This is a genomic window from Halorubrum sp. Boch-26, assembly GCF_029889805.1.
Taxonomy (GTDB): Archaea; Halobacteriota; Halobacteria; order Halobacteriales; family Haloferacaceae; genus Halorubrum.
Map to the genome: position 1 here is coordinate 1 of NZ_JARANT010000010.1, position 26,413 is coordinate 26,413.

The following is a 26,413-nucleotide window of genomic DNA, read 5'->3' on the forward strand; positions in this document are numbered from 1 at the left end:
ACCCCTTGTCTCCTGCTCGCCCCTGTCATCTGTTACTACGCTACTGCCCTTTCCGTCCGGGGGGTCCGGGGGCGGCGGGCTCGGGGGGCTCGGGCCGATCCGCTGAGGCCGAGAAGGCGCGAGGATAGGGCGATGGAATGACCGAGGGCTCGGTCCGGCGGCGGCTCAGTCGTCGGTGCCGAGCGTCCACGTCGAGGTGAACTCCTCGACGTCGCCGTCGTACGCCGCCCCTTCGGACGCCGGCCCGTCGGCGTACTTCGGTCCGGACCCGTCCGGGCCGTCCGGCCCGTGTCGGGCGCGGTGAAGCGCGTCGCACACGGCGCCCTGCCCGCCCATGTTCACGGCCGCGAGCCGGGAGCGCTTCTGAACCACGTCCAGCTCGTCCGCCGGGATCGGATCGCCCTCCGGCGTCAGGAACAGCGTGTCGTCGCCCGCCGTCACGTGCCCGCTCGTCGTGACGCGGTCGAGGTAGTCGGCGATCGGCGCGGCGTCGACGACGAGCGATAATCCGCCGAGGTCGACGTGCGCCTCGTCCCCGTCGATCGTCAGGTCGGAGCGAACGAGCGAGACGACCTGTTCGGGGTCGGCCCCCGCGTCGAGCAGCGTCCGGACCGCCTCGCGCTGTCTGGAGACGCGGGCCTTGTCGGCGATGGCGGCGCGGACCGCCGCGACGTCGCCGTCGGCGTCCGGGAACGTCTCCCCGAAGGTGTCGCGGGCGTTGACGCCGGTCGTGATCCCCTCGCCGTGCATGTGGTCGCACAGCTCGATCCGCGCCTCGCGGATCCAGTCGAGCCCCTCGACCTCGTCGCGGGCGTCGGTCGCCATCATCCACGCGAAGGCGGGCGAGCACCACGCCGTCGGAAGCGTGAACCGGACCTCGACGCGGCCCCCGTCGATCTCGATCGCGTCGATGTAGTCGAGCTCGACGATGGACCGGGCGAGCTCGGGGTCCTCGACGCGGTCCAATCGGTCCCTGACCGACGCCTTCCCGCGGGAGTCGCCCGGCGGGCCGTCCGCGGACCCCTCCGTCGAATCGCCCCGGGGATCGCCGCCGGCGTCGCCGGCCGGACCCGCGCTGCTCCCCGACATCAGTCCGCCGCGGCCCCCGCGTCGCCGCCGTAGTGGGCTTCGAGGTCGAACCGCTCGGTGATGTCGTCGTCGCGGAACTGCCGCTTCTTCGCCTCGATGTCGATGTCGTACAGCTCCGCGGCGTTCTCGCCCATGATCTTCTTCATGGTGTCGACATCGAGCTCGACGCCGTACTCGTCTCGCTGCTCGTCGGTGAGCTCCGCGTTCATCACCTGATCGACGAGCCAGTCCGGGTTCCATAGCGCGTAGTCGGAGCCGAACAGGATCCGGTCCTCGCCGAGCCAGAAGAGGAGCTCGCCCATGATCTCCCCGAACTTCCGCTCGCGGTGGGTCGACATCGCGGAGGCGACCGCGAGCCCGCCGTACACGTTCGGCTCCTGGGCGGCGATCCAACAGAAGTCGTCGAGCCGCGGGAGCCCGACGTGGTTGACGATAAAGTTGAGCTCCGGGAACGACGAGGCGGCGTCGTCGACGTCCTTCACGTCGAACGCGTCGCGGTTGAGCGGGCGGATCGTCGGCCCCTTATGCGCGTTGATGTTCTCGATGCCGAGCTCCGCGCACTTCTCTAAGAATTCGAAGGCGTCGTCGCTGTCGAGCCGCCACCCCTTCGAGTCGCCGCGCCACTCGGCGGTGTACAGCTTCACGCCGGGGATGTCGTACTCCTCCTTGAGGTGTTCGAGGTAGCGGAGTCCCTCCTCGCCGTCACGCGGGTCGAAGCTCCCGTTGAGAATGAACCGCTCCGGGTACTCTTCCGCGAGCTCGGCGTTCTGCTCGGTCGTGTTGAACCCCTCGTCGTAGAAGTCGTCGAGGTACGTGGGCTGGAAGACCGCCATGTCGGCGGCCGCGTTCCCGAACAGGTCCTCGGTCATCTTGTCGGCGCCGTAGTGCCGATACGTGTCGATGTCCCACTGCTCCTCTTCCGGGGTGAACCCGGTGTGGTAGTCGTAGAAACACTGGAGGAACTGCTCGCCCCCCTCGTGGATGATGTTCTCCTCCCGAGCGTCCCACATGTGAACGTGGCCGTCGATGACAAATATCTCCTCCCCGTCGATCTCGTACATGCGTGTGAGTATGTGACTCGATAACACATAACTATAAGGATCGTTCAGGTAAATTACGGCTCGGTTTTTCGTTTATCCGTCCCGGGTAGATACCTGCCCCGGACCCGCGTTCGCGTGGGCAGCGACGCGGTGACCGTTTACCATAACGAACGTTTATGATGGAGGGTGCGAGATAATATGTCACATGCAAGCAGCCAGACTCCACGAGTACACCGACGACATGAGCGAGGGGCTCGCGATCGACGAGGTAGACCGGCCACACGCGACTGGCGCGAGCGACGTGATCGTCGAGGTCGAGGGCGCGGGGTGGTGCCAGACGGACAACCACATCATCGAGGGGATGTGGACGGAGTACGTCCCGCAGGAACTGCCCATGACGCTGGGCCACGAGAACGCCGGCACGGTCGTCGAGACGGGCGAGGACGTCGAGATCGTCTCGGAGGGCGACCCGGTGATCTGCCACCCGGTACAGACCTGCGGCACCTGTCGCCCCTGCCGGCTCGGCGAGACGATGTACTGCGAGAACGACGCGTTCAACGGCCTCACCGTCGACGGCGGCTTCGCCGAGTACCTCCACACCAGCGAGCGCTCGGTTATCCCGCTGCCGTCCGGCGTCGAGCCGATCGATATCGCCCCGCACGCCGACGCCGGGATCACGGCGTACCACGCCGCCAAGAAGGCGGTCGCCGACCTCAACCCCGGCGACCACGCGGTCGTCATCGGGGTCGGCGGGCTGGGCCACATCGGCCTGCAGTGCATCGACGCGATGAGCGCGGCCCGGATCACCGCGATCGACCTGAAGGAGTCCGCCTTGGACCTCGCGGAGGGGTACGGCGCGGACCACGTGATCAACCCGGGCGAGGCCGACGTCCGCGAGGAGCTCGGCGGGATCACCGACGGAAAAGGCGCCGCGCAGGTGCTCGACTTCGTCGGCGAGGACGTCACCACCGCGTACGCGCCGGACATCACCGCCGCCGGCGGCGACCATCACATCATCGGCTACGGGGGGCACATCCACGAGCCCGCGCAGGCGCTGGTGAACGGCGAGTTCTCCTTCGTCGGCAACATCGTCGGCCGGTACGCGGAGCTCCAAGAGCTGGTCGCGCTCGTCGAACAGGGCGACGTCGATCTCCACACCAGTCGGTACGACCTCGGCGACGTCAACACGGTCGCGGAGAAGCTCGAACACGGCGAGATCGACGGCCGCGCCGTGATCACGCCCTGAACCGGAGCGCTCGGCACCCGATCGGAAGGGTCAAACCGGCGTTTTACCCACGAGAAACCCTTTCTTTCGCGTTCACGTTCCCCCGAGTATGAGCGACTCTCTCCGGCCCGAGTCGGGACTCACGTCTCCGCGGCGGTGGGCGCTGCTCGCCGGCGCCTACGCGTTCGGCTGTGCGACTCTCACGGCGTTCCTGCTCTCCGACCTGCTGGGGCTGTTCGCCGAGGTGATCGGTCTGCCGGCCGCGTTATCGATGCCGCTGCTCGCGACGCCGGCGCTCGTCGGCGGCGCGGGCGTCTGGTGGGCGCTCGTCGAGCGACCGGGGACCGTCACCTACGCGCGCGGAGCCGCGTTCGGACTGGTCACCGCGCTCCTCACCGGTGCCCTCTGGACCGTCCGGTTCGCGCTCGTCTGGGGGCCGGAGATGCTGACGGCCGGTCCCGTCCCGCTGCTCGTCGGATTCGTGCTCGGCGCGGTCTCCGTCGCGGGCGTCCTCGTCGGCCTCCCGCTCACGTTCGTCCGTCGCTGGAGCCGAAACCGGCCGGAGGCAGCCGCGACCGCTAACTCCTTGTGACCGGAGCGCACACCGATCGCCCATGGACGAGAACGGCGCCGACGCCGCCGACTCACCCGAGTCCGACGACGCCGCGACCGACCCGCTCGCCGACGCGGACGTGTACCGCGTGCTCGGGCCGGACGGGAGCCCCCTGCCCGACGCGACGGTCCCTGACCTGTCGGACGAGCGGTTCCGCGCGATCTACCGCGATCTGGTCGTCACCCGCCGCTTCGACGAGCGCGCGGTGAGCCTCCAGCGACAGGGGCGAATCGGGACGTACGCCCCCTGCGCGGGTCAGGAAGGGTCCGCGGTCGGGTCGACCCACGCGCTCGCTGACCGCGACCTCATCAGCTACCAGTACCGCGAGCACGGCGCGGTCGTCGTCCGCGACCTCCTCACGGCGTACCTCCCCTACTGGATGGGCCACGAGTCCGGGACCGAGGCGATCGCCGACGGCAACGTGTTCCCGCTGAACATCGGGATCGCGGCGCACCTGCCGCACGCGGTCGGCGCCGCGTGGGCGTTCGACTACCGGGACGAGGACCGCGTCGTCGCCGCGCACTTCGGCGGCGGCGCGACCAGCGAGGGCGACTTCCACGAGGCGATGAACTTCGCGGGCGTCTTCGACACGCCGACCCTCTTCTGCTGTCACAACAACGGCTGGGCGATCTCGATCCCCGAGTCGCGCCAGACCGCGAGCGACACGTTCGCCCAGAAGGCGACTGCCTACGGCTTCGAGGGCGTCCGCGTCGACGGAATGGACCCGCTCGCGAGCTACGCGGTCACGCGGGAGGCGGCCGAGCGGGCGCGGGGCGGCGGAGCCGGCTCGGAGGCCGGAGACGGCTCGGAGGGCGGCGACGGCTCGGAGGGCGGCGACGGCTCGGAGGGCGGCGACGCCGCCCCCCGCCCGACCCTGATCGAGTTCGTCGAGTACCGGTTCGGCGCGCACACCACCGCCGACGACCCGACCGCCTACCGCGACCCCGACGACGTGGAGCCGTGGCGCGCGCTCGACCCTCTCGACCGGATGGAGACGTTCCTGCGGGAGACCGGGCGGATCGACGACGAGGGCGTCGCGGCGATCCGCGAGGAGGCCGACGACGTCGTCGCCGACGCGATCGACTTCGCGGAGTCGGTCGAGGCCGACCCGAGCGACATGTTCGACCACGCGTACGACGAGCTCCCGCCCGAGATCCGGCGCCAGCGCGAGGAGCTGCTCGCGGCGGTCGACGAGCACGGCGAGGCGTCGTTCCGGCAGGAGGAGTAGGGACGGCGGATCGCGGGGAAAATCGGCCGGATCGCGGCGCTGTTTATAAATACTCGCCGGCCGCGGCGGCCGCCGCCCGTCCGCTCTCTAAGGCCCCTTGAATCGACGACCACTCCGTGTAGTCGCCGGCGAGGACGACGGGTCCCGCCGGGTCGTCCGGGTCCGGGAGGTCGGCGTGGACGCCCGGCGGCTGCGCGAACTGCGCGAACCGGATCCGATGGAGGTCAAGCGTCTCCAGCCCGTCGAAGTCGCGGTCGGGATACCACGCCGCCAGCGCGTCGCGGACGTCGTCGCGGAGGGAGTTCACGGGGCGGTCCAAGGACTCCTCGCCGAGGAACGTCGCCGCGAGCAGCGCGCGGTCGTCGGGGGCGTACTCGGGCGCGACCTCCGACATCGGAATCACGGCGTTGGGGGACGCTTCCGCGGCGTTGAGCAGGATCCGCTTGCCCGTCTCAAGCGATTCGCCCGCGGGGAGCGCGTACCAGCCGGTGACGTTCGGGACGCCCTCCGTGGGGATCGAGTCGACGCCCGTGAGCTTCCGGGCCTCCGGCGGGGTGGTCGCGACGACGACCGCGTCCGTCTCGCGGGTCGACCCGTCCGCGAGCGCGACGGTCGCGCCCTCGGCGTCGGCCGCGCCGGTCCGGAAGGGGATCCGGCCCTGGCCGGCGGTCCGGACCGACTCGACGTCTTCGCCCGTCTCGATCGCCACGCCGGCCTCGCGGGCGCGAGCGGCGAGCGCCTCGGGGATCGCCGCCATCCCCTCCGCGGGGACGCCGATGGCGCCGCGACCCATCGCGCGGAACGTGTATTCGAACACCTGCTTCGAGGTCGAGAGGCGCCGGTCGAGCGTGATCCCGCCGTAGAACGGCTCGACGAAGTTCTCCGCGTAGTCGTCGGCGAACCCCCAGTCGCGGAGGTACTCGCGGATCGACGCGTCGCGGCCGGCGAAGAAGTCGTCTTCGTCGCGGTTCGAGAGGTCGTACCGGAGCGCGAGCGTCCGGAGCTTGTCGGAGAAGGAGACCTCGTCGTTCAGGAGCGAGGGGATCGCCCCGCGGGGGTCGCGGAGGGGGTCCGAGAGGGTCGAGCGCGACCCCGGCCGACAGATGGTCGCCCCGGGGGCGAAGCGCCGGACGTCGAGGGCGTCGACGTCGAGTTCGGCGTCGACCGCCGGGTAGCTCGTGAACAGCACCTGGAAGCCGCGGTCGAGCGTGAACCCGTCGACGGTCTCGGTCCGCACGCGCCCGCCGACTTCGGGCCGTCGCTCGTACAGCGTCACGTCCGCGCCCGCCTCGGCGAGCCGAGTCGCCGCGACGAGCCCGGCGAGCCCGCCGCCGACGACGGTGGCGTCTCCGTACATGGGAGCCAGTTCGGCCGCGTCGGTTATAAGCGACCACGGATCGCTCCCGCGTGCCCACCGCCGACCGCGGCCCTGTCCCCTCTCCGTCGACGGTGTCCCGCTCCGCGCGATCTAATTCTCAAAATTGGTTTTCAGAGGCTGGGTTTGATATCCCGCCTCCACCCACTCGGCTGCCATGGCCCGCGTACCGCGGCGCACGACGAGACCCGGCGGATCCGGGACGGGCGGCTCGGCCGGTGGCCCATGAGCGCCCCCGACGACCGGTGGCTGTACTACGGCGCGGTCGCGACCCCGATCGACCGCGCCGAGCGGACGTTCGGCTACGTCGACGACGCGGAGCATCCCCGATTCGGCACGTTCCCGACCGCGTTCCTCGGCCGATCCGACGTGTCGGTCGACGAGGAACGCGGTCGGATCTCGCTTTCGGCGCTGGACCGGGACCTGTACCGGCGGTTCGGGAACGGGTTCGACCGCCTCGACGTCGGAGTGCTCGCCGCCGACCTCGTCGAGGAGACGCTTTTCACGCCCCGCGAAGCGCGGATCGTCGTGCTGTACGGCTGGTTCGACATGGACCGCGACACGGCGGCCGACGCGCTCGAAACGGATCCCGACGGCGTGGCCTCGCTGGCGGCGGCGGTCCGGAGCCGACGAGAGCGGGCCGACCGCACGGCGACGGTCCGGTTCGTCCCGGAGTAGCCGACGCCCGAGAGGGAAGCGATTAGTCGCCGCCGCCGCAAGGGGACGTATGGAGTCGACGGAGACGACGACGGCGTTCCGCGGGCTGGAGAGTCGCGCGTCGGGTCGCGTCCACGAGACGGCCGACCCGACGGTGGTGTCGGCGGAAGAGCAGGCGCGGGGACTCGACCCCGCCTACGACTACGACGCGGTCGACCCGGAGACGCTGCTGGGGGGCCCGCAGGACGGGCCGGCCGGGACGGGTCGCGGCCACTGGCGCTTCGACGCGCTGCTCCCGTTCCCGGCGGGAGAGGCCATCTCGGCCGGCGAGGGCGCCACGCCGCTGGTCCCGACGGAGCGGCTCGCGGACGAGCTCGACGTCGACGCGGTGTACGTGAAAGACGAGGGCCGGAACCCGACGGGCACGGTGTTCGACCGCGGCCTCTCGGTCGCGCTCACCGCGGTGGCGGCGCGGGCCGCCGAGGGGCAGGACGTGGAGCCCCTCGCGTGTGCGAGCCCCGGCAACGCCGGACAGTCGATGGCGGCGTACGCGGGCCGGGCCGACCTGCGCTCGTACGCGTTCGTCCCCTCGCGCTGCGCGTTCTCGAACAAGGCGATGACCAACGTCCACGGCGGCGACATGCGCGTGGTCGGCGGACGGTTCCCGGACGCGGCCGCGGCGGTCGACGAGCAGCTGGAGACCGAGTACACGGACCTCGCTGAGTTCGCGACGCCGTACCGCCACGACGGCGTGAAGACGCTCGCGTTCGAGCTGGTCGCCGACCTCGACGCGGCGCCCGACGTCGTCGTCGTCCCGACCGGATCCGGCGAGGTGGTCGCCGCCGTTTATAAGGGTTTCACCGAGCTGAAGCGGGTCGGCGCGATCGGCGCCGTCCCGAAGGTGGTCGCGGCGCAGGCCGCGGGCTGCGCGCCGATCGCGGCGGCGGTCGAGCGCGGGCTCGACGAGCCGGAGCCGTGGGAGACCCCCGACACGATCTGCGGCGAGTTGGAGATCGCCGACCCCGCCGGCGGCGCGGCCGCGGTCGAGGCGGTTACGGAGAGCGGCGGGACGGCGGTCGGCGTCGAGGACGAGGACGTGCTCGCGAGCGCGGTCGCCGTCGCGCAGAACGAGGTGCTGGAGATGGGCGCCACGGGCGGCGCCGCGCCCGCCGGCGCGTGGGCGCTCAAAGAGGAGGGGTTCTTCGACGGCGACGAGACGGTCGTCCTGATCAACAGCGACGCCGGGCTGAAGACGCCGGACGTACTGCGCAGCCACCTGATGGGACAGGGTATATAAATGGCGGTCGGCGGCGGTCGCGGCGTCGGAGGTCGTCGCCGCCCCGCGGGGAACCGTTTTTACGTCGCCCCGCGTACGTGCAGACATGTACGTCCGCGACGCCAAGAACCGTGACGAGGCGTGGTTACTGGACGCGATCGAGCGGCTCGGGCTCGACGACGTCGCCTTCCGGTCACGGGACTACGTGATCGCGGTCGACCAGGAGTCGGGCGACCGAGCCGGGTTCGGCCGGCTGCGCCTGCACCGCGGCGACGAAGACGGGGAGAACCGGATCGAGCTCACCGGTATCGGCGTGCTGCCCGAGTGGCGCGGCCGGGGCGTCGGCGCGCACGTAGTCGAGCGCCTCGTCGACACCGCGGCCGCGGACGGGTTCGAGACGGTGTACGTGCTCACCGATCAGCCCGAGTACCTGACGCAGTTCGGTTTCGAGGAGGTCGACACCGACGAGCTCCCGCCGGCGCTTTCCGACCGACTCGACGAGAAGCGCGAGTTCCTCGGCGGGGGCGTCGTCGGCCTGCGGCTCCCGGTCGACGAGTTCGAGATGCCGGACCGCTTCCGCGAGGCGTTCAAGGAGGCCGAGCCGGCGGACGCCGCCGCCGACGACGCGACGGAGTCGCCGGAGGACTTCGGGATCGACCCCGAGTCGGCCACGTACAAGTACGACACCGGGCGGTAGGTGCCGCCCGGACGGGCCCGCTCCCGGACCGCGACCCGATAACCTATCCGCCCGCCGGCCGACGGCCCGGTATGGACCTGATCGAAGCGGCGCGCGGCGTCCTGTCGGACGCCCACGTCCCGTACTCCGAGTACCGCGTCGGCGCCGCGCTCCGGACCGCCGACGGCACCGTCTACACCGGCTGTAACATCGAGAACGCGAACTACTCCAACAGCCTCCACGCGGAGGAGGTCGCGCTCGCGGAGGCGGTGAAGAACGGCCACCGCGAGTTCGACCGGATCGCCGTCGCCTCCGGCGTCCGCGACGGCGTCACCCCCTGCGGGATGTGCCGGCAGACGCTCGCGGAGTTCGCGGCCGACGACCTCGTCGTGGTCTGCGACGAGGGCGACGGTGAGACCAGCGAGTACGCGCTCGGCGAGCTGCTCCCGAACACCATCTCGGAGGGGACGCTCGACGACGCGAGAGGGGTCTGAGTCGGGCCGTCGAGGGGCCCGAGAGACTCCGACCGACGGACCGCGAGACGGAACTACTTTTAAACGGCTCGCCGAAGAGCGGGGACATGACCGACGAAACCGATGCCTCCGACGACGGCCGCGACGCGGACGATCGCGACGGCGCCGCGAGCGACAGCGAGGACCCCAACGACGAGGCCGGCTACCACGTCGAGGTGGGGCCGGACGACGTCGCCGACGCCGTGCTCCTCCCCGGCAACCCCGAGCGCGTCGACAAGGTCACGGCGCTGTGGGACGGCTACGACGAGGTCGCGTCCCACCGCGAGTACCGCACCGCGACCGGGACCTACGACGGCGCACCCATCTCGGTGACGTCGACGGGGATCGGCTCCCCCTCGGCCGCCATCGCAGTCGAGGAGCTCGCCAGAGCCGGCGTCGACACGTTCATTCGGGTCGGCTCCTGCGGCGCCATTCAGCCGGGGATGGAGGTCGGCGACCTCGTGATCACCACCGGCGCGGTCCGGCAGGAGGGGACGAGCGACGAGTACGTCCGCGAGGACTACCCGGCCGCCGCCGACGGGGAAGTCGTCTCGGCGCTCGTCGCCGCCGCGGAGCGACTGGGCCACGACTATCACACGGGCGTGACGATGAGCGCCGACTCCTTCTACGCCGGGCAGGGCCGTCCCGGCTTCGAGGGGTTCGAGGCGGCCGGCTCCGACGAGCTGGTCGCGGAGCTGCGCGACGCGAAGGTGAAGAACATCGAGATGGAGGCGTCGGCGATCCTCACGATCGCGAGCGTGTACGGCCTCCGCGCCGGCGCGGTCTGCTCGGTGTACGCGAACCGGATCACGGGCGAGTTCCGGACCGAGGGCGAGTCGCGGGCGGCCGAGACGGCGAGCCTCGCGGTGAAGCTCCTCGCCCGCATGGACGAGGTCAAGCGGGAGGCGGACGCCGACCGCTGGCACGCCGGACTCTCGCTGTAGAGGCCCTCGCCGTCCGCCGATCAATCGACCGGTCCTCGACGGCGTCAGCGATGTTTCAAAGCGTCTTTATCCGCGCATCGCGGAACAATGTACATGACTACACAGGTCGTCGTCGTCGGCTCCGGCTACGCCGGGGCAGGGGCGGTGAAGGCGTTCGAAGACGAGGTCGGCGAGGGCGAGGCGGAACTCACGTGGATCTCGGAGCACGACTACCACCTCGTCCTCCACGAGGTCCACCGCGCCATCCGCAACCCCGCCGTCGCGGACAAGATCACCATCCCCGTCGACGAGATCAAATCGCGAGACTCCGACTTCGTGCAGGGCCGCGTCGTCGACGTCGACACCGATGAGCGCGTCGTCGAGACGGACGACGGGACCACCGTCGACTACGACTACCTCCTGCTCGGCGTCGGCTCCACGACCGCCTTCTTCGGGATCGACGGGCTGAAAGAGCACGCCCACCAGCTCAAGAGCCTCGCCGACGCGAAGGCGATCCACGAGGACGTGCGGTCGGCCGCGGCCGAGGCGACCCGCTCCGACCCGGTCGAGGTCATCGTCGGCGGCGCCGGCCTCTCCGGCATCCAGACGGCCGGCGAGATCGCGGAGTACCGCGACAAGCACCGCGCCCCGGTCAACATTACGCTCGTCGAGGGCCTCGACGAAGTCTTCCCCGGGAACGACCCGCAGCTTCAGGGCGCGCTCCGACAGCGACTGGAGGACGCCGACGTGGAGATCCTCACCGGCGACTTCATCTCGAAGGCCGACGAAGACGCGGTCTACCTCGGCGGCGGCGAGGACGAGGAGCCCGAGGAGCTCGCGCACGACGTGTTAGTCTGGACCGGCGGCATCACCGGCCAGCCCGAACTGGGGAACGTGGAGATCGAGAAGGACGAGCGCTCCAACCGCGTTCACGCCGCCTCCGACTTCATCACCAGCGACGACCGCGTCTTCGCCATCGGCGACACCGCCCTCGTGGAGCAGGGCGACGACAACGTGGCGCCGCCGACCGCACAGGCCGCCTGGCAGGCGGCCGAGGTCGCCGGCGAGAACCTCGCGCGGGCCGCCCGCGGCGCCCCACTTCAGTCGTGGGAGCACAAGGACAAGGGGACCGTCATCTCGGTCGGCGAGGAGGCGATCGCCCACGACGTGATCGGGATGCCGATCAAGACGTTCGGCGGCACCCCGGCGAAGCTCCTGAAGAAGTCCATCGCGGTGCGGTGGATCGCGAAGGTCTCCTCGACCGGACGCGGCGTGAGCGCGTTCGGCGACATGTAACGTCGGCGAGAGCGACGCTCACCGCCGCGGCGTTTGTTGGTCTGTCGTGTTCGAGTCCGAGAGCGACGGATTCGGGTCGACGGCGAGGGAGTCAGCTCCCGGGCCCGAGCATCGGCGCTCCGGCTATCGACGGGTTCGCGAAGAGAAAAAAGAGAGCGAAGCCGCGGGCGAGCCGATCAGTGCTCGGCGGGCTCGTCGGGCGCACGCATGTCGTCGATCTGAAGGATGAGGATGTTCGCGGTGTCGTCTTTCCCGTCGACGGTCCCGTCGATGACGAGCTTCGAGAGCGGCGTGGGGCCGACGGTGACGGAGTCGCCCTCGTGGAAGTCACGGACGGAACCCTGTACGTGGATCTCGGCGCGGCAGAGTTCGGGGTGGTGGACGCTGGAAAGGTCGATTCCGTCGACGTTGACCCCCGTGACCTCATCGCCCTCGTGGAAGATGGGGACGTCGGCGGGCTCGTCCATGCGCTGAATGTCGAGCGCCTCGTACGCGTTCGAGGTCGGCTTGTAGCCGCCCTTCGGGCCGGGGACGCCCTCGACCAGCTGGAGGGCCTTCAGGCTCTGCATCTGATTGCGGATCGTTCCGGGGTTGCGGTCGACTTCCTCGGCGATCGCCTCGCCTTTGACGGCGTCTTCCTGTTCCCCGTACAGGTTGATGAGGGCCGTGAGGATGCTTTTCTGACTTGACGTGAGCTCGATCGATGACATGGACGCGAATAGATGGCCGTACCGCTTAAATGCGATGGAAGCCCGTTATAAACGATCGTGCAAGATCCGATGAGCGATACCGGCGGCGGCTACGATCCGTACCGGCGGCGGCTACGATCCGTACCGGCGGCGGACCCGGAAGTACGCGAACGGGCTGGAGAGCGCGACGACGACGCCGACGCCGATTAGGGCCAACCCGAGGTCGCCCTCGAACAGGGCGATTCCGGCGCCGACGAGACCGATCACGGCACCGGTGAAGGCCACGGCGATCATGGCGCCGACCGGTTCGATGTCGCTGCCGGCGACGTCGGCGGGATCGAACTCGGGGGGCGGGTCCCCATCGATGGCGTCGGAATCGTCGTCGGAACCGCTCATACCGACAGATCGGGACGGGGCGACAAAACCGTGTGCGATCGCGGTCGGTCGGTCACCGCCCGGGGATCCCACCATTCAAGCGTCGGGGCGCCGCGCCCTCTGACATGACCACCGTCAGGATCATCGGCGCACCGACCGACTACGGGGCGAACCGACGCGGCGTGGACATGGGACCGTCGGCCATCCGGTACGGCGGGCTCGCCGACCAACTCGCGAGCGCGGGCGTCGAGGTCGTCGACGCGGGCGACCTCGCGGTCCCTCGCGCGGAGGAGCGCGACCCGGACGCGGACGCGCCGAGCGGGGGGAAAGCGAAGTTCCTCCGGGAGACGGCCGACGTCTGCCGGCGTCTCGCGACCGAGGTGAGCGAGACGCTCGTCGACGGGGCGGTGCCGCTCGCGCTCGGCGGCGACCACTCGATCGCCATCGGCTCGCTCGCGGGATCCGCGAGCGACGCGGACATCGGCGCCGTGTGGTTCGACGCCCACGCCGACCTCAACACGCCCTCGACGACCCCTTCGGGCAACGTCCACGGAATGCCGCTCGCGGCCGCGCTCGGCTTCGACGAGTTCGCGGGGTCGGACTGGGCGAACGCGCCCGGGCTCTCTCCGGAGAACGTCGCGCTCGTCGGACTCCGCTCCGTGGACGGGGCGGAAGTGGAGGCCATCCGCGACCACGGCTTCGCGGCGTACACGATGTCCGACATCGACGAGCGCGGGATCACCACGGTCACGGAGGAGGCGATGGCGACCGCTGGCGCCGGCGTCGACGGCGTCCACGTCAGCCTCGACCTCGACTGGCTCGACCCCAACGAGGCGCCCGGGGTCGGGACCCCGGTCCGTGGGGGGGTCACCTACCGGGAGGCCCACAGCGCGATGGAGATCGTCGACGAGGCCGACAGCCTTCGGTCGATGGAGCTCGTCGAGGTGAATCCGACACTGGATCAGCACAACGAGACCGCGGAGCTCGCGACGGAGCTGGCGGCGAGCGCGTTCGGGAAGCGGGTCCTGTGAGCGGATCGGTCAGCGAGAACAGCGAGAGCGCGCGGCTCAGACGCCGCGATCCAGCTCGTCGATGACGCGCTGGAGGTCGGCCTCCTGCTCGATCTCCCGTTTGATCTCCTCGCGGCGCCGGACGGCCGCGGAGTCGGCCTCGTACGCGCGGGCGAACTCGGCGCGGGTGTGCTCGTCGAACGCGTGCCGAATCGCGAAGTAGCCGTCCGGGACGATCGTGCCGCACACCTTACACTCGTGGCGCTGGTGGCCGTCGGTCTGGTGGACGATGGCCGGCTCAACGTCGTCGAAGGCGGCGTCGCAGCCGTCGATTCCGCACGTCCAGCGGGGCATATCCCTTCGTGGCTCCCGCGGAGGATTAACCGTTTCCCCCGACGCCGGCGGGTCGCGACCGCCGTTCCGCGGGCGCCGTCGCGGTCGCCGGGCGCAGTCGTGGTCGACGGGTGCGGCCCCGCTCGCCGACGCCGGAAGCGGATCCGCTCGCCGTCAAACGATACGCCTTTGCTCGGGGACGCACACCGTCCGCTAACGTGACCCGATCGAGAACGCGCGTCGACGCCCACGTGAAGGTGCTCGACGACGACGTCGTGGCCCTCGCGAAGGAGCGGGGGATCGACGCGCTCGTGTACGCGCCGCACTTCACCCGGCTCCGGACGGTCCAGAAGCGCGCGGCCCGGTACGGCGACGACGAGCTGACGGTCGTCCCCGCCCGTGAGGTGTTCACCGGCGACTGGGGGAACCGCCGACACCTCCTCGTGCTCGGCTTAGACGAGCCCGTCCCCGACTACATCACCTTCGAGGCGGCGATGGCCGAGTTCGAGCGGCAGGACGCCGTCGTGCTCGTTCCGCATCCCGGCTTCGCCACCATCTCGCTCACCCGGCCGGAGATCGCGGCCCACGCCGAGCGGCTCGCCGCAGTGGAGACGTACAACACCAAGCTTCTCCCCCACCAGAACACACGGACCCGGCGGATCGCCGAGGTGACCGACCAGCCCGGCTTCGGCTCCTCGTACGCGCATCTGCCCGGCACCACCGGCGAGGCGTGGACCGAGTTCTCTGGCGACCTCGACGGCGCCGACGCGATCGTCGACGCCTTCCGCCAAGAGCGGCCCCGAACGGTGGTCCACCGCGGCGGGGTCGGCCACCAGCTCCGCGGCCTCCTCGAGTTCGCCCACCTCGGCTACGAGAACACCTGGGAGAAGCTCGACCGGCTGTTCCTCTCCGGCGACGAGCCGACCCTCCCGACGAACGTCGCCTACGAGGGCCGCTTCAACGACGTGAGCGTTTACTCCGGCGCGCTGTCGGACTACCGACCGAAGTGAGGGCGCGGCCGCCGTTTCGCGACTACACCGGGTCGAGACCGCTCAGATCCCGAGCCCCGCGGCCGCCTCGCTCGCGGCTCGGGTCGCGGTCGTGAAGTCGAGATCGAGCGTCACGACGTAGGTGTGGAGCGCCCAGAATCCCGCCAGCTCCAGCGCCGTGATGACCACGGTGACGAGGTCGGCGTACTTACTGCTCGTCGTCACGCCGGAGGGGAGGCCGTACTCCGTATCCGACAAGGGGTGGAACAGCGCGATGCCGCGTCGGCTCCCGACGAGGTCGAGGAGGTAGTGGGTCAACACGCCGATCCAGACGTACTGGAGGTTCCCGAAGACGATCGGGTACGCGACGAAGACGGCGAGCACCGGGAGGCTGTGGAGCGTCTTCCGGTGGCGCCCGAAGGCGGTGTCGACGTCGGGGAACAGCGCCCCCAAGACGATCGGCACGATGATCTGAGCGGTGGTCCGCGCCGTGGCCAAGTCGAGTCCGGGCTCGATGACGAAGCCGAGCCCGAGCGCGAGCAGGAGGGCGTTGAGGACGTGGCCGCGTTTGTTCATGTCTCCGGGTGGCTGGGGGCGTAAGTGAAACCACCGGATCCGGGCGAACGAGGAGCGGGAGCGTCGTGACGCACGCGAGCGGTCAGTCGAAAGAGCCACGGCGGACGCCGCCCAGCGGTCGGTATGGAGTACGAGGAGCCGAAGTTCTTCCACGTGATGCAGTACGCGGCCGCGGCCGACGGCGACGTCATCGACATGGTGAGCGGCAACCCCGACTGGGAGCCGCCGGCCGCGCTGCGGGAGGCGCTCCGCGGGTACGCCGACCTCCCGCCCGACGATTTCCAGTACCCGCCCAGCGAGGGGTTACTGGAGCTCCGGGAGGCGATCGCCGAGCGCCGGAGCGTCGACGTCGACCGCGTCGTCGTCACGAACGGGACCGGCGAGGCGAACTACCTCGCGATGGCGCGCGCGTTCGAGCGCGACGCCGGCGACGAAGCCGTCCTCACCGATCCCGTCTACCCCTACTACCCCGGGAAGGTGGACATGCTCGGCGGCGAATCGACGTTCGTCCCGACCGAGCGCGACGGGGGCCTCGATGTCGCGGCGATCCGCGAGGCCGCGAGCGCGGACACCGCGCTGATCGTCTTGAACACGCCGAACAACCCCACCGGCGCCGTTTACGACCTCGACGCGGTCCGCGATGTCGTCGCGGTCGCGGACGATGTCGACGCCCTCGTCGCGGTCGACGAGGTGTACGACCACTTCGACCTGACCGGCGAGTTCGAGTCCGCGCTGACGCTGGAGTCGGACCGCGTGATAGTCACCAGCGGCTTCTCGAAGTCGATGGCGATAACGGGGTTCCGGGTGGGGTACGGGGTGTTCCCCGACGAGCACGTCGGCGACGCGAAGACGCGGCACATGCTCGTGAACGTCGCCGGCGCCCGCCCCTCGCAGTACGCGGTCCACCACGCGCTCGCGGAGACGCCGCCCGAGTACTACGCGGAGGCCCGCGAGCTGCTCGCGAAGCGCGCGGACGCGTTCACCGACGCACTCGACGCGGCCGGCGCCGAGTACAGCCGCCCCGAGGGCGCCTTCTACGTGCTCGCGCGCTTCGAGGGGTTCCCCGGGACGATGGCGAACGTGAAGCGGCTGGTCGACGAGGCCGGCGTCGCGGGGATGCCGGGCGAGGCGTTCGGGGACGCGCGCGACGAGTGGATCCGGTTCGCTCTCGTCACCCCGCGCACCGTCGAGGCCGCGGAGCGCCTCGCCGACTACTTCGCCGACGGCGCGCCGGAAGCGACGGAAGCACCGACCGACTCACGATGAGCGACGGGGACAGCGACAGCGACGAGGACGGCGACAGCGACGAGGACGGCGGCAGCGACGGCGATATCCTCGACTACTTCAACCGGAGCCCGTACCGCGACCTGCTCGACATCGAGGTGACCGAGGCCGCGGAGGGGCGGGCCGCCGGACGACTGCGGTTCGGCGAGAAGCACTCCTCGAACCGCCGAGCGGCGATCGCGCAGGGCGGCGTCGCCTTCTCGCTGGCCGACAGCGTCGCCGGCGCGGCCGCGACCTCGCTGGTCGGGTTTCCGACGCCGACGATCGACTTCCGGATCGACTACCTCGCGCCCGCGACCGACGACCTCGTCGCGACCGCCGAGGCGGTCCGCGAGGGCGGCGAGACCGCCGTCGTCGACGTGGAGGTCGTCCAACCCGAGGGCGACGGGAGCGGCGACGGGAAAGTCGCCGTCGGCAGAGGCGTGTACAAGACCAGCGACCTCCCGGACGACGCGCCGTGGGACCTCGATCAGGGGGAGTGACGAATTTGCGGTCGGCGCGCGCCTCCGAGCGCCCTGATAAGGGCGCGAGGTGCGCGCGCGAGGGACGCGGCGACCGGAGGGAGCCGCGAGGCTGGGGAGGCGTGAGGCCGCGGTCCCGCGAGCGACCGGAGGGAGCGAGCGGGAGCACGGAAGTCGCAGCGCCGAGCGTTGCGAGACCGTCGGTCTCGCAGGCAGTCGGGCGAAGCCCGGCGACGAAGCGAGGCGACCGTCTTCCGGCGGTGTTGTGCGGTCGGGTGGGGCTCAAAGGGGCAGTCGCGAGGACGAAGACGGGCGACGTGAGGACCGCAGGAGCGAACGGAGTGAGCGACGAGGACCGCAGCGAGCCCATCGCCTCCTCGCGACTGGGGCTTTGGCGGTGTGCTCCGTCACAGCGATTTCAACGAAGTAGAGCCGAGCGGCTGGGGCGTTGGAGGTATTCACCGGCAGTACATCGTTCGCTACTTATAAATCAGCAGTTCGGACGCCACGAGCCACCTCTAGCCGAAGTTCTCGACCTTCGCGGCGTCGGCGTCGCCGCCGGCGGCCTCGACCGCGGCCTCGGCGTCGGCGACCAGATCGGCGAAGCCGTACACGAAGACGGTCTCGCCCTCGATTCCCGTCAGCGCCTCGGCGACCGCGTCGTCCAGTTCCTCCGCCGCGTCGAGCAGATGGACCGCGCCCCCGCGCTCGTCCAGCCGCTCTAACCGGTTCGGGTGCGACACGTCGTCGTCGCGGTAGACGACCGCGGCCTCGGCGCCGTCGTCGAGCGCGCGCTCCGCGATGGCGACCGCCGGCCCGACGCCCGGCCCGCCGGCGATCACGACCGCGCGCGGCTCGCCGTCGTAGTACTGGTCGCCGAACGGCCCGGAGAGCGTCATCTCGGTGCCGGCCTCGGCGTCGGCGAGGAACGCGGAGAAGTCACCGCCCTCCTCGGGGTCGATCCCGACCGTGACCTCGAAGGTGTCGCCGACGGTCGGCGACGAGAGGGTGTAAAAGCGGGCGACCGACTCGCCGTCGATCTCCGTGCCGAGCTTCACGAACTGACCGGGTTCCGCGGCGAATCCGTCGGGCGCGTCGAACCGGAGGGCGTACGTGTCGCGGCCGACCGACTCGACCGCGCTGACCGTCGCTGTCGTGTCCATACGTTCGATCCGGCCGGCGGACACAAACGTGTTCCCGTCGGCGCCGGTGCTGCCCGTGCCGAAACGTCGAGCCCCGCCACGGACCGTTCGACGAACGTCGAAAGATGATGCGACGAAGTGGGTCGATCATGAGGAATGTGGGAAACATTCGTCCAATTAAACTCCGCGCTATTCGAATTTATCGCCGTATAAGTGACAATATTCGCGAAGCAGTGATCGAACGTCTGATAATGAGTTGGTGGCTCCTTCCAGAAGCCTTTTGATGAATCCGGCGAAAGCCCCGTCATAGCATGGCTGCGGACTTCAACTGGGCCGTCGGCGGGGAGGCCGGCGACGGCATCGACTCGACCGGGAAGATCTTCGCGCAAGCGCTCTCTCGGGCGGGTCGACACGTGTTCACGTCGAAGGACTTCGCCTCGCGGATCCGGGGCGGCTACACCGCCTACAAGGTGCGGACCTCCGTCGACAAGGTACAGAGCGTCGTTGACCGGCTCGACGTGCTCATCGCGTTGACCCCGCGGACCATCGAGGAGAACCTCGACGAGCTCCACGAGGGGTCGGTGATCATCTACGACGGCGAACGGACCACGATGCAGGACGTCGAGATCCCCGGGGAGATGACCGGGATCGACGTCCCGCTCAAGCGACTCGCTGAAGAGGCCGGCGGGGCGATCATGCGGAACGTCGTCGCGCTCGGCGCGGCCTGCGAGGTCGCTGCGTTCCCCATCGAGAACCTCGACTCCGCCCTCGAGAAGCGGTTCAAAGACAAGGGGCAGAAGCTCGTCGACAACAACAAGGAGGCCGCCCGCGCGGGGCGGTCGTACGTCGCCGAGGAGTTCGACCACGAGTTCGACTACGACTTGGAGACCACCGACGCGGACTACGTCCTCCTCAACGGCGACGAGGCCATCGGGATGGGCGCCATCGCGGCCGGTTGCCGCTTTTACGCCGGCTACCCGATCACGCCCGCGACCGACGTGATGACGTACCTCACGGGTCGAATCGAGCGCTACGGCGGCCACGTCGTGCAGGCGGAAGACGAGCTCTCCGCGATCAACATGGCGCTCGGCGCGGCCCGCGGAGGCGCGCGGTCGATGACCGCGACTTCCGGGCCCGGGATCGACCTGATGACGGAAACGTTCGGGCTCATCGCCACCTCGGAGACGCCGCTCGTCATCTGTAACGTGATGCGGTCCGGTCCCTCGACCGGGATGCCGACGAAACAGGAGCAGGGCGACCTGAACGGGATGTTGTACGGCGGCCACGGCGAGATCCCCCGGTTCGTGCTCGCGCCGACGACGATCGACGAGTGCTTCTGGAAGACCGTCGAGGCGTTCAACCTCGCCGAGAAGTACCAGCTCCCCGTCTACCTCACCGCCGACCTCTCGATGGCGGTCACCGAACAGACGTTCTCCCCGGAGACCTTCGACATGGACGAGGTCGAGGTCGACCGCGGCTTCGTCGTCGACGAGGCCGACATCGACGACCACATGAGCGACTCCGGCGGCTTCCAACCCCACGAGATCACCGACGACGGGATCTCGCCGCGGGCGTTCCCCGGCACCGCCGACGGCGCGCACATGTCTACCGGCCTCGAACACGACGAGCAGGGCCGGCGGACCGAGGACACGGAGATGCGCGTCGAACAGGTCGACAAGCGCAACCGGAAGGTCGAGACGGCCCGCGATCGCGAGGACTGGAGCCCGCGCGAGCTCGGCGATTCCGACGCCGAAACCCTCGTTATCACGTGGGGATCGAACGAGGGCGCGCTCGGCGAGGCGGTCGACCTCCTCGACGACGAGGGGATCGACGTGCGGGTGCTTTCGGTCCCGTACATCTTCCCGCGGCCGGACCTCACCGACGACGTGCAGAGCGCCGACGATGTCATCGTCGTCGAGTGCAACGAACAGGGACAGTTCGCCGACTTGGTCGAACACGACGTGCTCGCGCGCGTCGACCGGATTAACAAGTACAACGGCGTGCGTTTCAAGGCCGACGAACTCGCAGACGACATCAAGGCGGCCCTCGCGGAGGGGGCGGAGGCGTAACCAATGAGCTCAGACATTCGATTCACCGACTTCAAGTCCGACAAACAGCCGACGTGGTGTCCGGGATGCGGCGACTTCGGCACCATGAACGGGATGATGAAGGCCCTCGCGGAGACGGGCAACGACCCCGACAACACCTTCGTCGTCGCCGGTATCGGCTGTTCAGGAAAGATCGGCACGTACATGCACAGCTACGCGCTCCACGGCGTTCACGGACGCGCGCTCCCCGTCGGCACCGGCGTCAAGATGGCCCGGCCAGACATCGAAGTGATGGTCGCCGGCGGCGACGGCGACGGCTACTCCATCGGCGCGGGCCACTTCGTCCACGCCGTCCGGCGCAACGTCGACATGACGTACGTCGTGATGGACAACCGGATCTACGGGCTGACGAAGGGGCAGGCGTCGCCCACCTCGCGCGAGGACTTCGAGACGTCGACGAGTCCCGACGGGCCGAAACAGCCCCCGGTCAACCCGCACGCGCTGGCGCTGGCGTCGGGCGCGACGTTCATCGCGCAGTCGTTCTCCTCGGACGCGCTCCGCCATCAGGAGATCATTCAGAAGGCGGTCGAGCACGACGGCTTCGGCTTCGTGAACGTCTACTCGCCCTGCGTCACCTTCAACGACGTGGACACCTACGACTACTTCCGCGACTCGCTGGTCGATTTAAAAGAGACCGACCACGACCCGAGCGACCGCGAGGACGCAAAAGATGTCATCCTGAACTCGGATCAGGAGTACCAGGGCGTCATCTACCAGGACGAGGACTCCGTGCCGTACCACGAGCAGCACGGCGTCGACGAGGACATGTCCGTCATTCCGGACGGCGCGCCTGAGGGCGCGACGGATCTCGTCCGCGAGTTCTACTGACGGCGCCGTCCGCTTTCCGAGCCGATTTTCCGCCGGCGACGGCCGCGGCGGCCACCGACATTCCGACCTCACCGAACAGCCAAATTCCGGCGGCCGAGCCGGGTCAGGCCCTGATCGCGACCGGTTTCAGCAAGCCTAATTACGTGGGTCCGTTTTAACTGGTACATGGTTGATCGCTACGACGTCGTCGTCGCGGGCGCCGGGCCGGCGGGCGCGCAGTGCGCCCGCGATCTGGCGACGCGCGGCTACGACGTCGTCGTTCTCGAAACGGAGCCGGAGGCCGAGTTCCCCCGCCAGAGCAACAAGTCGACAGCGGGGACGTTCCCCTCGATGATGTCCGCCTTCGGGATCCCCGACGACGTCGTGATGTCGTACACCGACGACGTGGTGTTGGAGTCGCCGAACAGCTACTACGAGAGCTACCAGCCCGGCGCCGTCCTGGAGTTCGCCGACTTCAAGCGCTTCCTCGTCGAGGACGGACGCGAGAACGGCGCGGAGTACCGGTTCGACTCGCGCGTCTCCCGCCCGATCCTCGACGACGACGGCGTCATCGAGGGCGTTCGGTACGACGGCGACGAGGAGGTGTACGCCGAGGTCGTCGTCGACGCCACCGGCCCGGCCGCGCCGATCGCGAGCGCGCTCGACGTGATCGACTTGGAGCGGGAGAACCAAGCGATCGGCATCGAGTACGAGATGGAGGGCGTCGAGATGAACCACCCCGAGTACGCCGACCTGCGCCGGGCGATGATGCTCCGGCTCGACCACGACATCGCGCCCGGGGGCTACTCGTGGATCTTCGCGACCGGCGAGGACACCGCGAAGGTCGGCATCTGTTACATCCAGAACGACCGCCACCGCGAGTTCGCGGAAGAAGGGAAGACCGTCGACGGCTACCTCGAGGACTGGGTCGACCGCGATCCGCGCTTCGCCGACGCCGAACAGATCGACGGGAAGACCCATCGCGGCTCCGCACACATCCAGATGCCCGGCGAGATGCACACCGACCGGTTCCTCGCGATCGGCGACACGGTCCCCAGCATCGACCCGCTGTGGGGCGAGGGGATCCACAAGGGAATGAAGTCCGCCCGCGCCGCGGCCGCCACCATCGACCGGTGTCTCACCGACTCGGAGCGGCGCGTGGACGCAGAGAGCCTCGCCGTCTACGAGCGGCTGTGGCACCGCGACGTGGCCCCGAGGATGCGCTCCCGACTGATGCTCACCCGGCTGCTGTACCTCGCGCCGAACGAGCGCTACGACCGGTTGATGCACGACCTCCAGCGGACCGACGACGGCACGTTAGAGAAGGCGAACCAAGGCGATAAGGCCGCGATGGCGAAGCTGCTCCACCTCGACGACCTCCCGCTGCTGGCGGAGTTCGCTCGCGAGCGGCTGGGATCGTAGAGTGGGTAGTTGAAAACTCGTCTGCGCGTCGAGAGCCGCTGGCTCCGGTCTACCGCTCGTCGATCGGGACGAGCTCGGCGCTCTCGGGACCGGTGTACCGGGCGCGCGGGCGGATGAGCCGGTTCTCGGCTTGATACTCGACCATGTGAGCGATCCAGCCGCCGGCGCGGCTCATCGCGAAGATGGGCGTGTACATGTCGACCGGGATCCCGAGGCTATCGTAGACGGAGCCGGAGTAGAAGTCGACGTTCGGGGCGATCCCCTTGTCGAGCAATCCCTCGTCGGTTAGGTACTCCTCGATCGCGGTGGTGTAGTCGAGCCACTTGGTGTCGCCGGACGACTCGGAGAGGTCCCGTAGCTTCTCTTGAAGTATCTTCGCGCGGGGGTCTTTCACCTTGTACACGCGGTGGCCGAAGCCGGGGATCCGCCGACCGTCCTCGCGGGCGTCCTTCACCCACGCGACCGGATCCTTCGACGAGTCGTCGATCTCGTGGAGCACCTCCATCACGTCCTGGTTCGCGCCGCCGTGGAGCGAGCCGGAGAGTGCGCCGATCCCGCCGGTGACGCCGGAGTAAACGTCGGCCAGCGTCGAGCCGATCACGATCGCCGTGAACGTCGAGGCGTTGAGCCCGTGGTCGGCGTGGAGAGTCAGGGCCATGTCGAACGTCTCCTCGCTGACGGCGTCCGGCTCGGTGCCGGTGAGCATGTAGAGGAAGTTCCCGGCGTACGAAAGGTCGGAGTCCGGGGCGACGGGCGCCTCGCCCTGCCGAGCGCGCTCGAACGCCGCGAGGACGGTCGGGATCTTCGCGGTGATCCGGCGGCCCTGTCGGCGGGGCGTCTCCGTGACGTCTTCGGTTTCCTCCTCCGTATCGGGGTCGTACGCCGACAGCATAGAGGTCGCCGTCCGGAGGGCGGCCATCGGTCGCTCGCCGGCGTCAGCGAGGGTCCGGACCACGTCGAGCACGTCGTCGTCGACGGGCCGCTCCGCGGCGAGGTCCGCGGCGAACGCGTCGAGCTCCTCGCGCGTCGGCAGCGACCCGTGCCAGAGGAGGTACAGCACCTCCTCGTAGCTCGCGCCCCGGGCGAGGTCCTCGATGTCGTACCCACGGTACACGAGCTTCCCGACCTCGCCGTCGACGTGGCTCAGCTCTGACTCCGCGACGAGGACGCCTTCGAGCCCGCGTTTTAACTCGTCTGACATAGTGTGACGTTCCGACCACCACCAAAAAAGCGTTATCTTTCAGGAGGGATAGCGTACGACGATCGACGAAATCACCGGAGTCGAACGACGGTGACAGAGTGATAGGCGCGACCGCGTCAGCGCGCCGGAACGACCGTCACGGTCCGCTTACGGTCGATGGCGTCCTCCAACTCTTCGGCGATAGCGGAGCCACGGGACACCTGCACCTCGCCGCCGCGACCGACGGTGGCGGTGAACAGGTACTCGCCGTCCGCGCGCACCTCCACCGTCTCGCCGACCTCGTCGTCGACGTCGATGACGACGTGGCGGGAGGTGATCTCCGGCTGGACGACGGTGCCGCGCTCCTCGCCGACCTGTCCTCCCCCACCCGCTCCCTGTCCGTTTGCGCCGCGACCGTCACCGCCCGCGCCGCGGGAATCGGTCGGCTTCTCGTCGTGAGTGCGGACATCGATCTCGATGCCGAGCCGGTTCTCGATGTCGCTGATGCGGCCGCCGCCCTTTCCGATGACGGTGCCGATGTCGCCCTCGGAGACGTACACGATCGCCTCGTCGTTCCCCTTGAGTTCGACGTCGACGTGGCCGTGCGCGACCGATCGGATCTCCCGTTCGATCTCCTGTTTGGCGATGCGACCGACGCCCGTCTCGCTGTCGCCCTCGCCGTCCTCGTCGTTCAGGGGCACCGTGACGACCTGCCGGTTGAACGTGTAGATCTCGTACTCCGGACGGCCGGTCTCGAAGTTCGACACCTGGATGACCGGGCGCGCGAGGTCCTCGGCGGTGAGCCCGGCGGGCACTTTCACCTCGGTCGTCACGTCGTAGACGGTGTGGACCTCGCCGGCCTCGATGTACACCACGGTGTCGACGATCTGGGGGATCATCCCGAGCTCGACCCGGCCGACGAGCCGCTGGAGCGCGTCGATAGCGCGCGACGCGTGGACGACGCCGACCATCCCGACGCCGGCCATCCGCATGTCCGAGAACACCTCGAAGTCGTTCGTCTTCCGCACCTCGTCGTAGATGGTGTAGTCGGGCCGGACCAGCAGGAGCGAGTCAGCCGTCTTCGCCATCTCGCCGCCGAGCGCGCCGTACTGAGTGATCTCCGGGCCGACCTGCAGGTCGCGCGGCTTCTCCATCGTCTTCACCGCGTAGTCGCTGTCCGAGAGGAACTCCGCGACCGCCTGCGCGAACGTCGACTTCCCGGCGCCGGGCGATCCGGAGATGAGCACGCCGCGCTTCCGCTCTTTAAACCGCTCCCGGAGCTCGTCGGCGAACTCGTAATCGTCGAGGGTCGTCTTCGCGATGGGGCGGACCGCCGTGATCTCGATCCCGTCCGCGAAGGGCGGTCGCGCGACCGAGATCCGGTAGTTCCGGAACTGCACGATGTCCATGCCGTCGTCGGAGAGTTCGATGAACCCATCGGTGGACTGGCGCGCCAAGTCGACGATGGCGGTCGCCCACTCGTCCATCTGCGCCTCGCTCGTCGGTTCCTCGTCGACGGCGACGTATCGCATCTCTCCGAGGCTCCCGCGCTTCGCCTTCGGCTTCGTCCCCGTCTTGAGGTGGACGGACATCGTCTCGTCGGTGAAAAACACCTGAATCGGGAGCTCGTCGACGACGCCGCGAGCGACCGGCTCGACGTACTCGACATCGATCCCCTTCGCGCGGGCGACCTCCGCCTGCACGATATCGCTGGAGAGGAGCGCCGCGTCGTGGTCGGCGGCGATGTCGCGGATCAGGGCGTCGACGTCGCCCTCGTGGGCGTGTGAGCGGGCGTCGCCGTCGGCGCGCTCGCCGACGTACCGCAGCTCGATCGACTCCTCGTCACCGAGGTCAGCGAGCCGCTTGAGCTCGCTCAGGCCGTCCCAACCCGACTCCAGCCCGTCGTTCGCCTGCGACTCCAGCTCGCCGACGACGGCCTCGGGGACGAGCACGGTCGCCCCCTCGTAGGTCCCGTCCGCGACGCGTTCGGACACGCGGCCGTCGACGACCGCACTGGTGTCCGGTACTACGTTCATACCGTGGTTCCGGGCGGGAGCGGTATAAGCGTGTTCGACCCGGTCGCCGTCCCGTTCGACGGTCGGACAGATTTCGCGACCGCCGCCGCGC

The 26,413-nt window shown here is 69.4% G+C and carries 26 protein-coding genes; 16 read left to right on the plus strand and 10 right to left on the minus strand.

What is annotated here, in order from left to right; all coding sequences use genetic code 11:
* Positions 1-165 precede the first annotated feature (165 nt).
* A complete protein-coding gene (locus OQF71_RS02555; protein WP_280585605.1) occupies positions 166-1,089 on the minus strand; it encodes an iron-sulfur cluster assembly protein in 924 nt (307 codons plus the stop codon).
* The gene (locus OQF71_RS02560; protein ID WP_280585606.1) at positions 1,089-2,150 is read right to left on the minus strand and encodes an amidohydrolase family protein; all 1,062 of its coding nucleotides are present in this window, start codon (positions 2,148-2,150) and stop codon (positions 1,089-1,091) included. Before OQF71_RS02560 ends, OQF71_RS02555 begins: the two co-directional genes overlap by 1 nt.
* 184 nt (positions 2,151-2,334) lie before the next feature.
* Between OQF71_RS02560 and OQF71_RS02565 the strand changes: the two genes are divergently transcribed.
* The 3 genes from OQF71_RS02565 (at position 2,335) to OQF71_RS02575 (ending at position 5,195) form a co-directional block, all read left to right on the plus strand.
* Positions 2,335-3,375: an NAD(P)-dependent alcohol dehydrogenase gene (locus OQF71_RS02565; RefSeq protein WP_280585607.1), complete on the plus strand. Its 1,041-nt coding sequence runs from the start codon at positions 2,335-2,337 to the stop codon at positions 3,373-3,375.
* An 88-nt stretch (positions 3,376-3,463) separates the two neighbouring features.
* Positions 3,464-3,946 (plus strand): hypothetical protein, encoded by a 483-nt coding sequence (locus OQF71_RS02570; protein ID WP_280585608.1) that lies wholly within the window; start codon positions 3,464-3,466, stop codon positions 3,944-3,946.
* 22 nt (positions 3,947-3,968) lie between these two features.
* On the plus strand, positions 3,969-5,195 hold the full coding sequence (locus OQF71_RS02575; protein WP_280585609.1) for a thiamine pyrophosphate-dependent dehydrogenase E1 component subunit alpha: 1,227 nt from the start codon (positions 3,969-3,971) through the stop codon (positions 5,193-5,195).
* Positions 5,196-5,238: 43 nt separating this feature from the next.
* Here OQF71_RS02575 and OQF71_RS02580 read toward each other — a convergent pair whose 3' ends face one another.
* The gene (locus OQF71_RS02580; protein WP_280585610.1) at positions 5,239-6,552 is read right to left on the minus strand and encodes an NAD(P)/FAD-dependent oxidoreductase; all 1,314 of its coding nucleotides are present in this window, start codon (positions 6,550-6,552) and stop codon (positions 5,239-5,241) included.
* Positions 6,553-6,795: 243 nt separating this feature from the next.
* On the opposite strand from OQF71_RS02580, the gene OQF71_RS02585 reads away from it, so the two are divergent.
* The 6 genes from OQF71_RS02585 (at position 6,796) to OQF71_RS02610 (ending at position 11,910) form a co-directional block, all read left to right on the plus strand.
* On the plus strand, positions 6,796-7,248 hold the full coding sequence (locus tag OQF71_RS02585; RefSeq protein ID WP_280585611.1) for a hypothetical protein: 453 nt from the start codon (positions 6,796-6,798) through the stop codon (positions 7,246-7,248).
* Between the two features lie 49 nt (positions 7,249-7,297).
* On the plus strand, positions 7,298-8,524 hold the full coding sequence (locus OQF71_RS02590) for a pyridoxal-phosphate dependent enzyme (RefSeq protein WP_280585612.1): 1,227 nt from the start codon (positions 7,298-7,300) through the stop codon (positions 8,522-8,524).
* 85 nt (positions 8,525-8,609) lie between these two features.
* On the plus strand, positions 8,610-9,200 hold the full coding sequence (locus OQF71_RS02595) for a GNAT family N-acetyltransferase (protein ID WP_280585613.1): 591 nt from the start codon (positions 8,610-8,612) through the stop codon (positions 9,198-9,200).
* A 71-nt stretch (positions 9,201-9,271) separates the two neighbouring features.
* Positions 9,272-9,673 (plus strand): cytidine deaminase, encoded by a 402-nt coding sequence (cdd, locus tag OQF71_RS02600; protein WP_280585614.1) that lies wholly within the window; start codon positions 9,272-9,274, stop codon positions 9,671-9,673.
* 86 nt (positions 9,674-9,759) lie between these two features.
* A complete protein-coding gene (locus OQF71_RS02605; RefSeq protein ID WP_280585616.1) occupies positions 9,760-10,635 on the plus strand; it encodes a nucleoside phosphorylase in 876 nt (291 codons plus the stop codon).
* A 93-nt stretch (positions 10,636-10,728) separates the two neighbouring features.
* A complete protein-coding gene (locus OQF71_RS02610; RefSeq protein WP_280585618.1) occupies positions 10,729-11,910 on the plus strand; it encodes an NAD(P)/FAD-dependent oxidoreductase in 1,182 nt (393 codons plus the stop codon).
* Between the two features lie 176 nt (positions 11,911-12,086).
* Here the strand turns inward: OQF71_RS02610 and OQF71_RS02615 are convergent, their stop codons facing one another.
* Positions 12,087-12,620 (minus strand): Rrf2 family transcriptional regulator, encoded by a 534-nt coding sequence (locus tag OQF71_RS02615; RefSeq protein ID WP_280585619.1) that lies wholly within the window; start codon positions 12,618-12,620, stop codon positions 12,087-12,089.
* A 111-nt stretch (positions 12,621-12,731) separates the two neighbouring features.
* Positions 12,732-12,995, minus strand: a complete 264-nt coding sequence (locus OQF71_RS02620) for a hypothetical protein (RefSeq protein WP_280585621.1) — start codon at positions 12,993-12,995, stop codon at positions 12,732-12,734.
* Positions 12,996-13,099: 104 nt separating this feature from the next.
* Here OQF71_RS02620 and rocF point away from each other — a divergent pair, with 104 nt between their 5' ends.
* Positions 13,100-14,005 (plus strand): arginase, encoded by a 906-nt coding sequence (rocF, locus tag OQF71_RS02625; RefSeq protein ID WP_280585623.1) that lies wholly within the window; start codon positions 13,100-13,102, stop codon positions 14,003-14,005.
* A gap of 36 nt (positions 14,006-14,041) precedes the next feature.
* Here rocF and OQF71_RS02630 read toward each other — a convergent pair whose 3' ends face one another.
* Complete coding sequence (locus OQF71_RS02630) at positions 14,042-14,338, minus strand: hypothetical protein (protein WP_280585624.1); 297 nt, start codon at positions 14,336-14,338, stop codon at positions 14,042-14,044.
* A 197-nt stretch (positions 14,339-14,535) separates the two neighbouring features.
* On the opposite strand from OQF71_RS02630, the gene OQF71_RS02635 reads away from it, so the two are divergent.
* Positions 14,536-15,327 carry a PHP-associated domain-containing protein gene (locus tag OQF71_RS02635; protein ID WP_280585626.1) on the plus strand — a complete coding sequence of 264 codons (792 nt, stop codon included), beginning with the start codon at positions 14,536-14,538 and terminating at the stop codon, positions 15,325-15,327.
* A gap of 42 nt (positions 15,328-15,369) precedes the next feature.
* On the opposite strand, the gene OQF71_RS02640 is transcribed toward OQF71_RS02635, so the two are convergent.
* Positions 15,370-15,882, minus strand: coding sequence for a metal-dependent hydrolase (locus OQF71_RS02640; RefSeq protein ID WP_280585627.1), 513 nt, complete (start codon positions 15,880-15,882; stop codon positions 15,370-15,372).
* Between the two features lie 123 nt (positions 15,883-16,005).
* On the opposite strand from OQF71_RS02640, the gene OQF71_RS02645 reads away from it, so the two are divergent.
* Both OQF71_RS02645 and OQF71_RS02650 read left to right on the plus strand, forming a co-directional pair.
* Positions 16,006-17,148, plus strand: coding sequence for a pyridoxal phosphate-dependent aminotransferase (locus OQF71_RS02645; RefSeq protein WP_280585628.1), 1,143 nt, complete (start codon positions 16,006-16,008; stop codon positions 17,146-17,148).
* Complete coding sequence (locus OQF71_RS02650) at positions 17,145-17,648, plus strand: PaaI family thioesterase (protein WP_280585629.1); 504 nt, start codon at positions 17,145-17,147, stop codon at positions 17,646-17,648. Before OQF71_RS02645 ends, OQF71_RS02650 begins: the two co-directional genes overlap by 4 nt.
* A gap of 497 nt (positions 17,649-18,145) precedes the next feature.
* Here the strand turns inward: OQF71_RS02650 and OQF71_RS02655 are convergent, their stop codons facing one another.
* Complete coding sequence (locus OQF71_RS02655) at positions 18,146-18,790, minus strand: FAD-dependent oxidoreductase (protein WP_280585630.1); 645 nt, start codon at positions 18,788-18,790, stop codon at positions 18,146-18,148.
* Between the two features lie 290 nt (positions 18,791-19,080).
* On the opposite strand from OQF71_RS02655, the gene OQF71_RS02660 reads away from it, so the two are divergent.
* The 3 genes from OQF71_RS02660 to OQF71_RS02670 all read left to right on the plus strand — a co-directional run bounded on the left by OQF71_RS02660 (position 19,081) and on the right by OQF71_RS02670 (position 23,106).
* Positions 19,081-20,838, plus strand: a complete 1,758-nt coding sequence (locus tag OQF71_RS02660; protein ID WP_280585631.1) for a 2-oxoacid:acceptor oxidoreductase subunit alpha — start codon at positions 19,081-19,083, stop codon at positions 20,836-20,838.
* Positions 20,839-20,841: 3 nt separating this feature from the next.
* The gene (locus OQF71_RS02665) at positions 20,842-21,705 is read left to right on the plus strand and encodes a 2-oxoacid:ferredoxin oxidoreductase subunit beta (protein ID WP_280585632.1); all 864 of its coding nucleotides are present in this window, start codon (positions 20,842-20,844) and stop codon (positions 21,703-21,705) included.
* A gap of 165 nt (positions 21,706-21,870) precedes the next feature.
* Positions 21,871-23,106 carry a digeranylgeranylglycerophospholipid reductase gene (locus OQF71_RS02670; RefSeq protein ID WP_280585633.1) on the plus strand — a complete coding sequence of 412 codons (1,236 nt, stop codon included), beginning with the start codon at positions 21,871-21,873 and terminating at the stop codon, positions 23,104-23,106.
* Between the two features lie 49 nt (positions 23,107-23,155).
* On the opposite strand, the gene citZ is transcribed toward OQF71_RS02670, so the two are convergent.
* Together citZ and OQF71_RS02680 are read right to left on the minus strand one after the other, a co-directional pair.
* Complete coding sequence (gene citZ / locus OQF71_RS02675; RefSeq protein ID WP_280585635.1) at positions 23,156-24,307, minus strand: citrate synthase; 1,152 nt, start codon at positions 24,305-24,307, stop codon at positions 23,156-23,158.
* 116 nt (positions 24,308-24,423) lie between these two features.
* A complete protein-coding gene (locus OQF71_RS02680) occupies positions 24,424-26,322 on the minus strand; it encodes a PINc/VapC family ATPase (protein WP_280585636.1) in 1,899 nt (632 codons plus the stop codon).
* Between the last annotated feature and the right edge of the window lie 91 nt (positions 26,323-26,413).

What these genes read in the sequence shown, in the direction of transcription:
- OQF71_RS02660 (WP_280585631.1), top strand. Translation starts at nt 19,081, where the DNA reads ATGGCTGCGGACTTCAACTGGGCCGTCGGCGGGGAGGCCGGCGACGGC.
- OQF71_RS02650 (WP_280585629.1), top strand. Translation starts at nt 17,145, where the DNA reads ATGAGCGACGGGGACAGCGACAGCGACGAGGACGGCGACAGCGACGAG.
- OQF71_RS02570 (WP_280585608.1), top strand. Translation starts at nt 3,464, where the DNA reads ATGAGCGACTCTCTCCGGCCCGAGTCGGGACTCACGTCTCCGCGGCGG.
- OQF71_RS02640 (WP_280585627.1), bottom strand. Translation starts at nt 15,882, where the DNA reads ATGAACAAACGCGGCCACGTCCTCAACGCCCTCCTGCTCGCGCTCGGG.
- OQF71_RS02580 (WP_280585610.1), bottom strand. Translation starts at nt 6,552, where the DNA reads ATGTACGGAGACGCCACCGTCGTCGGCGGCGGGCTCGCCGGGCTCGTC.
- rocF (WP_280585623.1), top strand. Translation starts at nt 13,100, where the DNA reads ATGACCACCGTCAGGATCATCGGCGCACCGACCGACTACGGGGCGAAC.
- citZ (WP_280585635.1), bottom strand. Translation starts at nt 24,307, where the DNA reads ATGTCAGACGAGTTAAAACGCGGGCTCGAAGGCGTCCTCGTCGCGGAG.
- OQF71_RS02555 (WP_280585605.1), bottom strand. Translation starts at nt 1,089, where the DNA reads ATGTCGGGGAGCAGCGCGGGTCCGGCCGGCGACGCCGGCGGCGATCCC.
- OQF71_RS02595 (WP_280585613.1), top strand. Translation starts at nt 8,610, where the DNA reads ATGTACGTCCGCGACGCCAAGAACCGTGACGAGGCGTGGTTACTGGAC.
- OQF71_RS02665 (WP_280585632.1), top strand. Translation starts at nt 20,842, where the DNA reads ATGAGCTCAGACATTCGATTCACCGACTTCAAGTCCGACAAACAGCCG.
- OQF71_RS02615 (WP_280585619.1), bottom strand. Translation starts at nt 12,620, where the DNA reads ATGTCATCGATCGAGCTCACGTCAAGTCAGAAAAGCATCCTCACGGCC.
- OQF71_RS02620 (WP_280585621.1), bottom strand. Translation starts at nt 12,995, where the DNA reads ATGAGCGGTTCCGACGACGATTCCGACGCCATCGATGGGGACCCGCCC.
- OQF71_RS02565 (WP_280585607.1), top strand. Translation starts at nt 2,335, where the DNA reads ATGCAAGCAGCCAGACTCCACGAGTACACCGACGACATGAGCGAGGGG.
- OQF71_RS02605 (WP_280585616.1), top strand. Translation starts at nt 9,760, where the DNA reads ATGACCGACGAAACCGATGCCTCCGACGACGGCCGCGACGCGGACGAT.
- cdd (WP_280585614.1), top strand. Translation starts at nt 9,272, where the DNA reads ATGGACCTGATCGAAGCGGCGCGCGGCGTCCTGTCGGACGCCCACGTC.
- OQF71_RS02655 (WP_280585630.1), bottom strand. Translation starts at nt 18,790, where the DNA reads ATGGACACGACAGCGACGGTCAGCGCGGTCGAGTCGGTCGGCCGCGAC.
- OQF71_RS02560 (WP_280585606.1), bottom strand. Translation starts at nt 2,150, where the DNA reads ATGTACGAGATCGACGGGGAGGAGATATTTGTCATCGACGGCCACGTT.
- OQF71_RS02680 (WP_280585636.1), bottom strand. Translation starts at nt 26,322, where the DNA reads ATGAACGTAGTACCGGACACCAGTGCGGTCGTCGACGGCCGCGTGTCC.
- OQF71_RS02585 (WP_280585611.1), top strand. Translation starts at nt 6,796, where the DNA reads ATGAGCGCCCCCGACGACCGGTGGCTGTACTACGGCGCGGTCGCGACC.
- OQF71_RS02575 (WP_280585609.1), top strand. Translation starts at nt 3,969, where the DNA reads ATGGACGAGAACGGCGCCGACGCCGCCGACTCACCCGAGTCCGACGAC.
- OQF71_RS02645 (WP_280585628.1), top strand. Translation starts at nt 16,006, where the DNA reads ATGGAGTACGAGGAGCCGAAGTTCTTCCACGTGATGCAGTACGCGGCC.
- OQF71_RS02590 (WP_280585612.1), top strand. Translation starts at nt 7,298, where the DNA reads ATGGAGTCGACGGAGACGACGACGGCGTTCCGCGGGCTGGAGAGTCGC.
- OQF71_RS02670 (WP_280585633.1), top strand. Translation starts at nt 21,871, where the DNA reads ATGGTTGATCGCTACGACGTCGTCGTCGCGGGCGCCGGGCCGGCGGGC.
- OQF71_RS02610 (WP_280585618.1), top strand. Translation starts at nt 10,729, where the DNA reads ATGACTACACAGGTCGTCGTCGTCGGCTCCGGCTACGCCGGGGCAGGG.
- OQF71_RS02630 (WP_280585624.1), bottom strand. Translation starts at nt 14,338, where the DNA reads ATGCCCCGCTGGACGTGCGGAATCGACGGCTGCGACGCCGCCTTCGAC.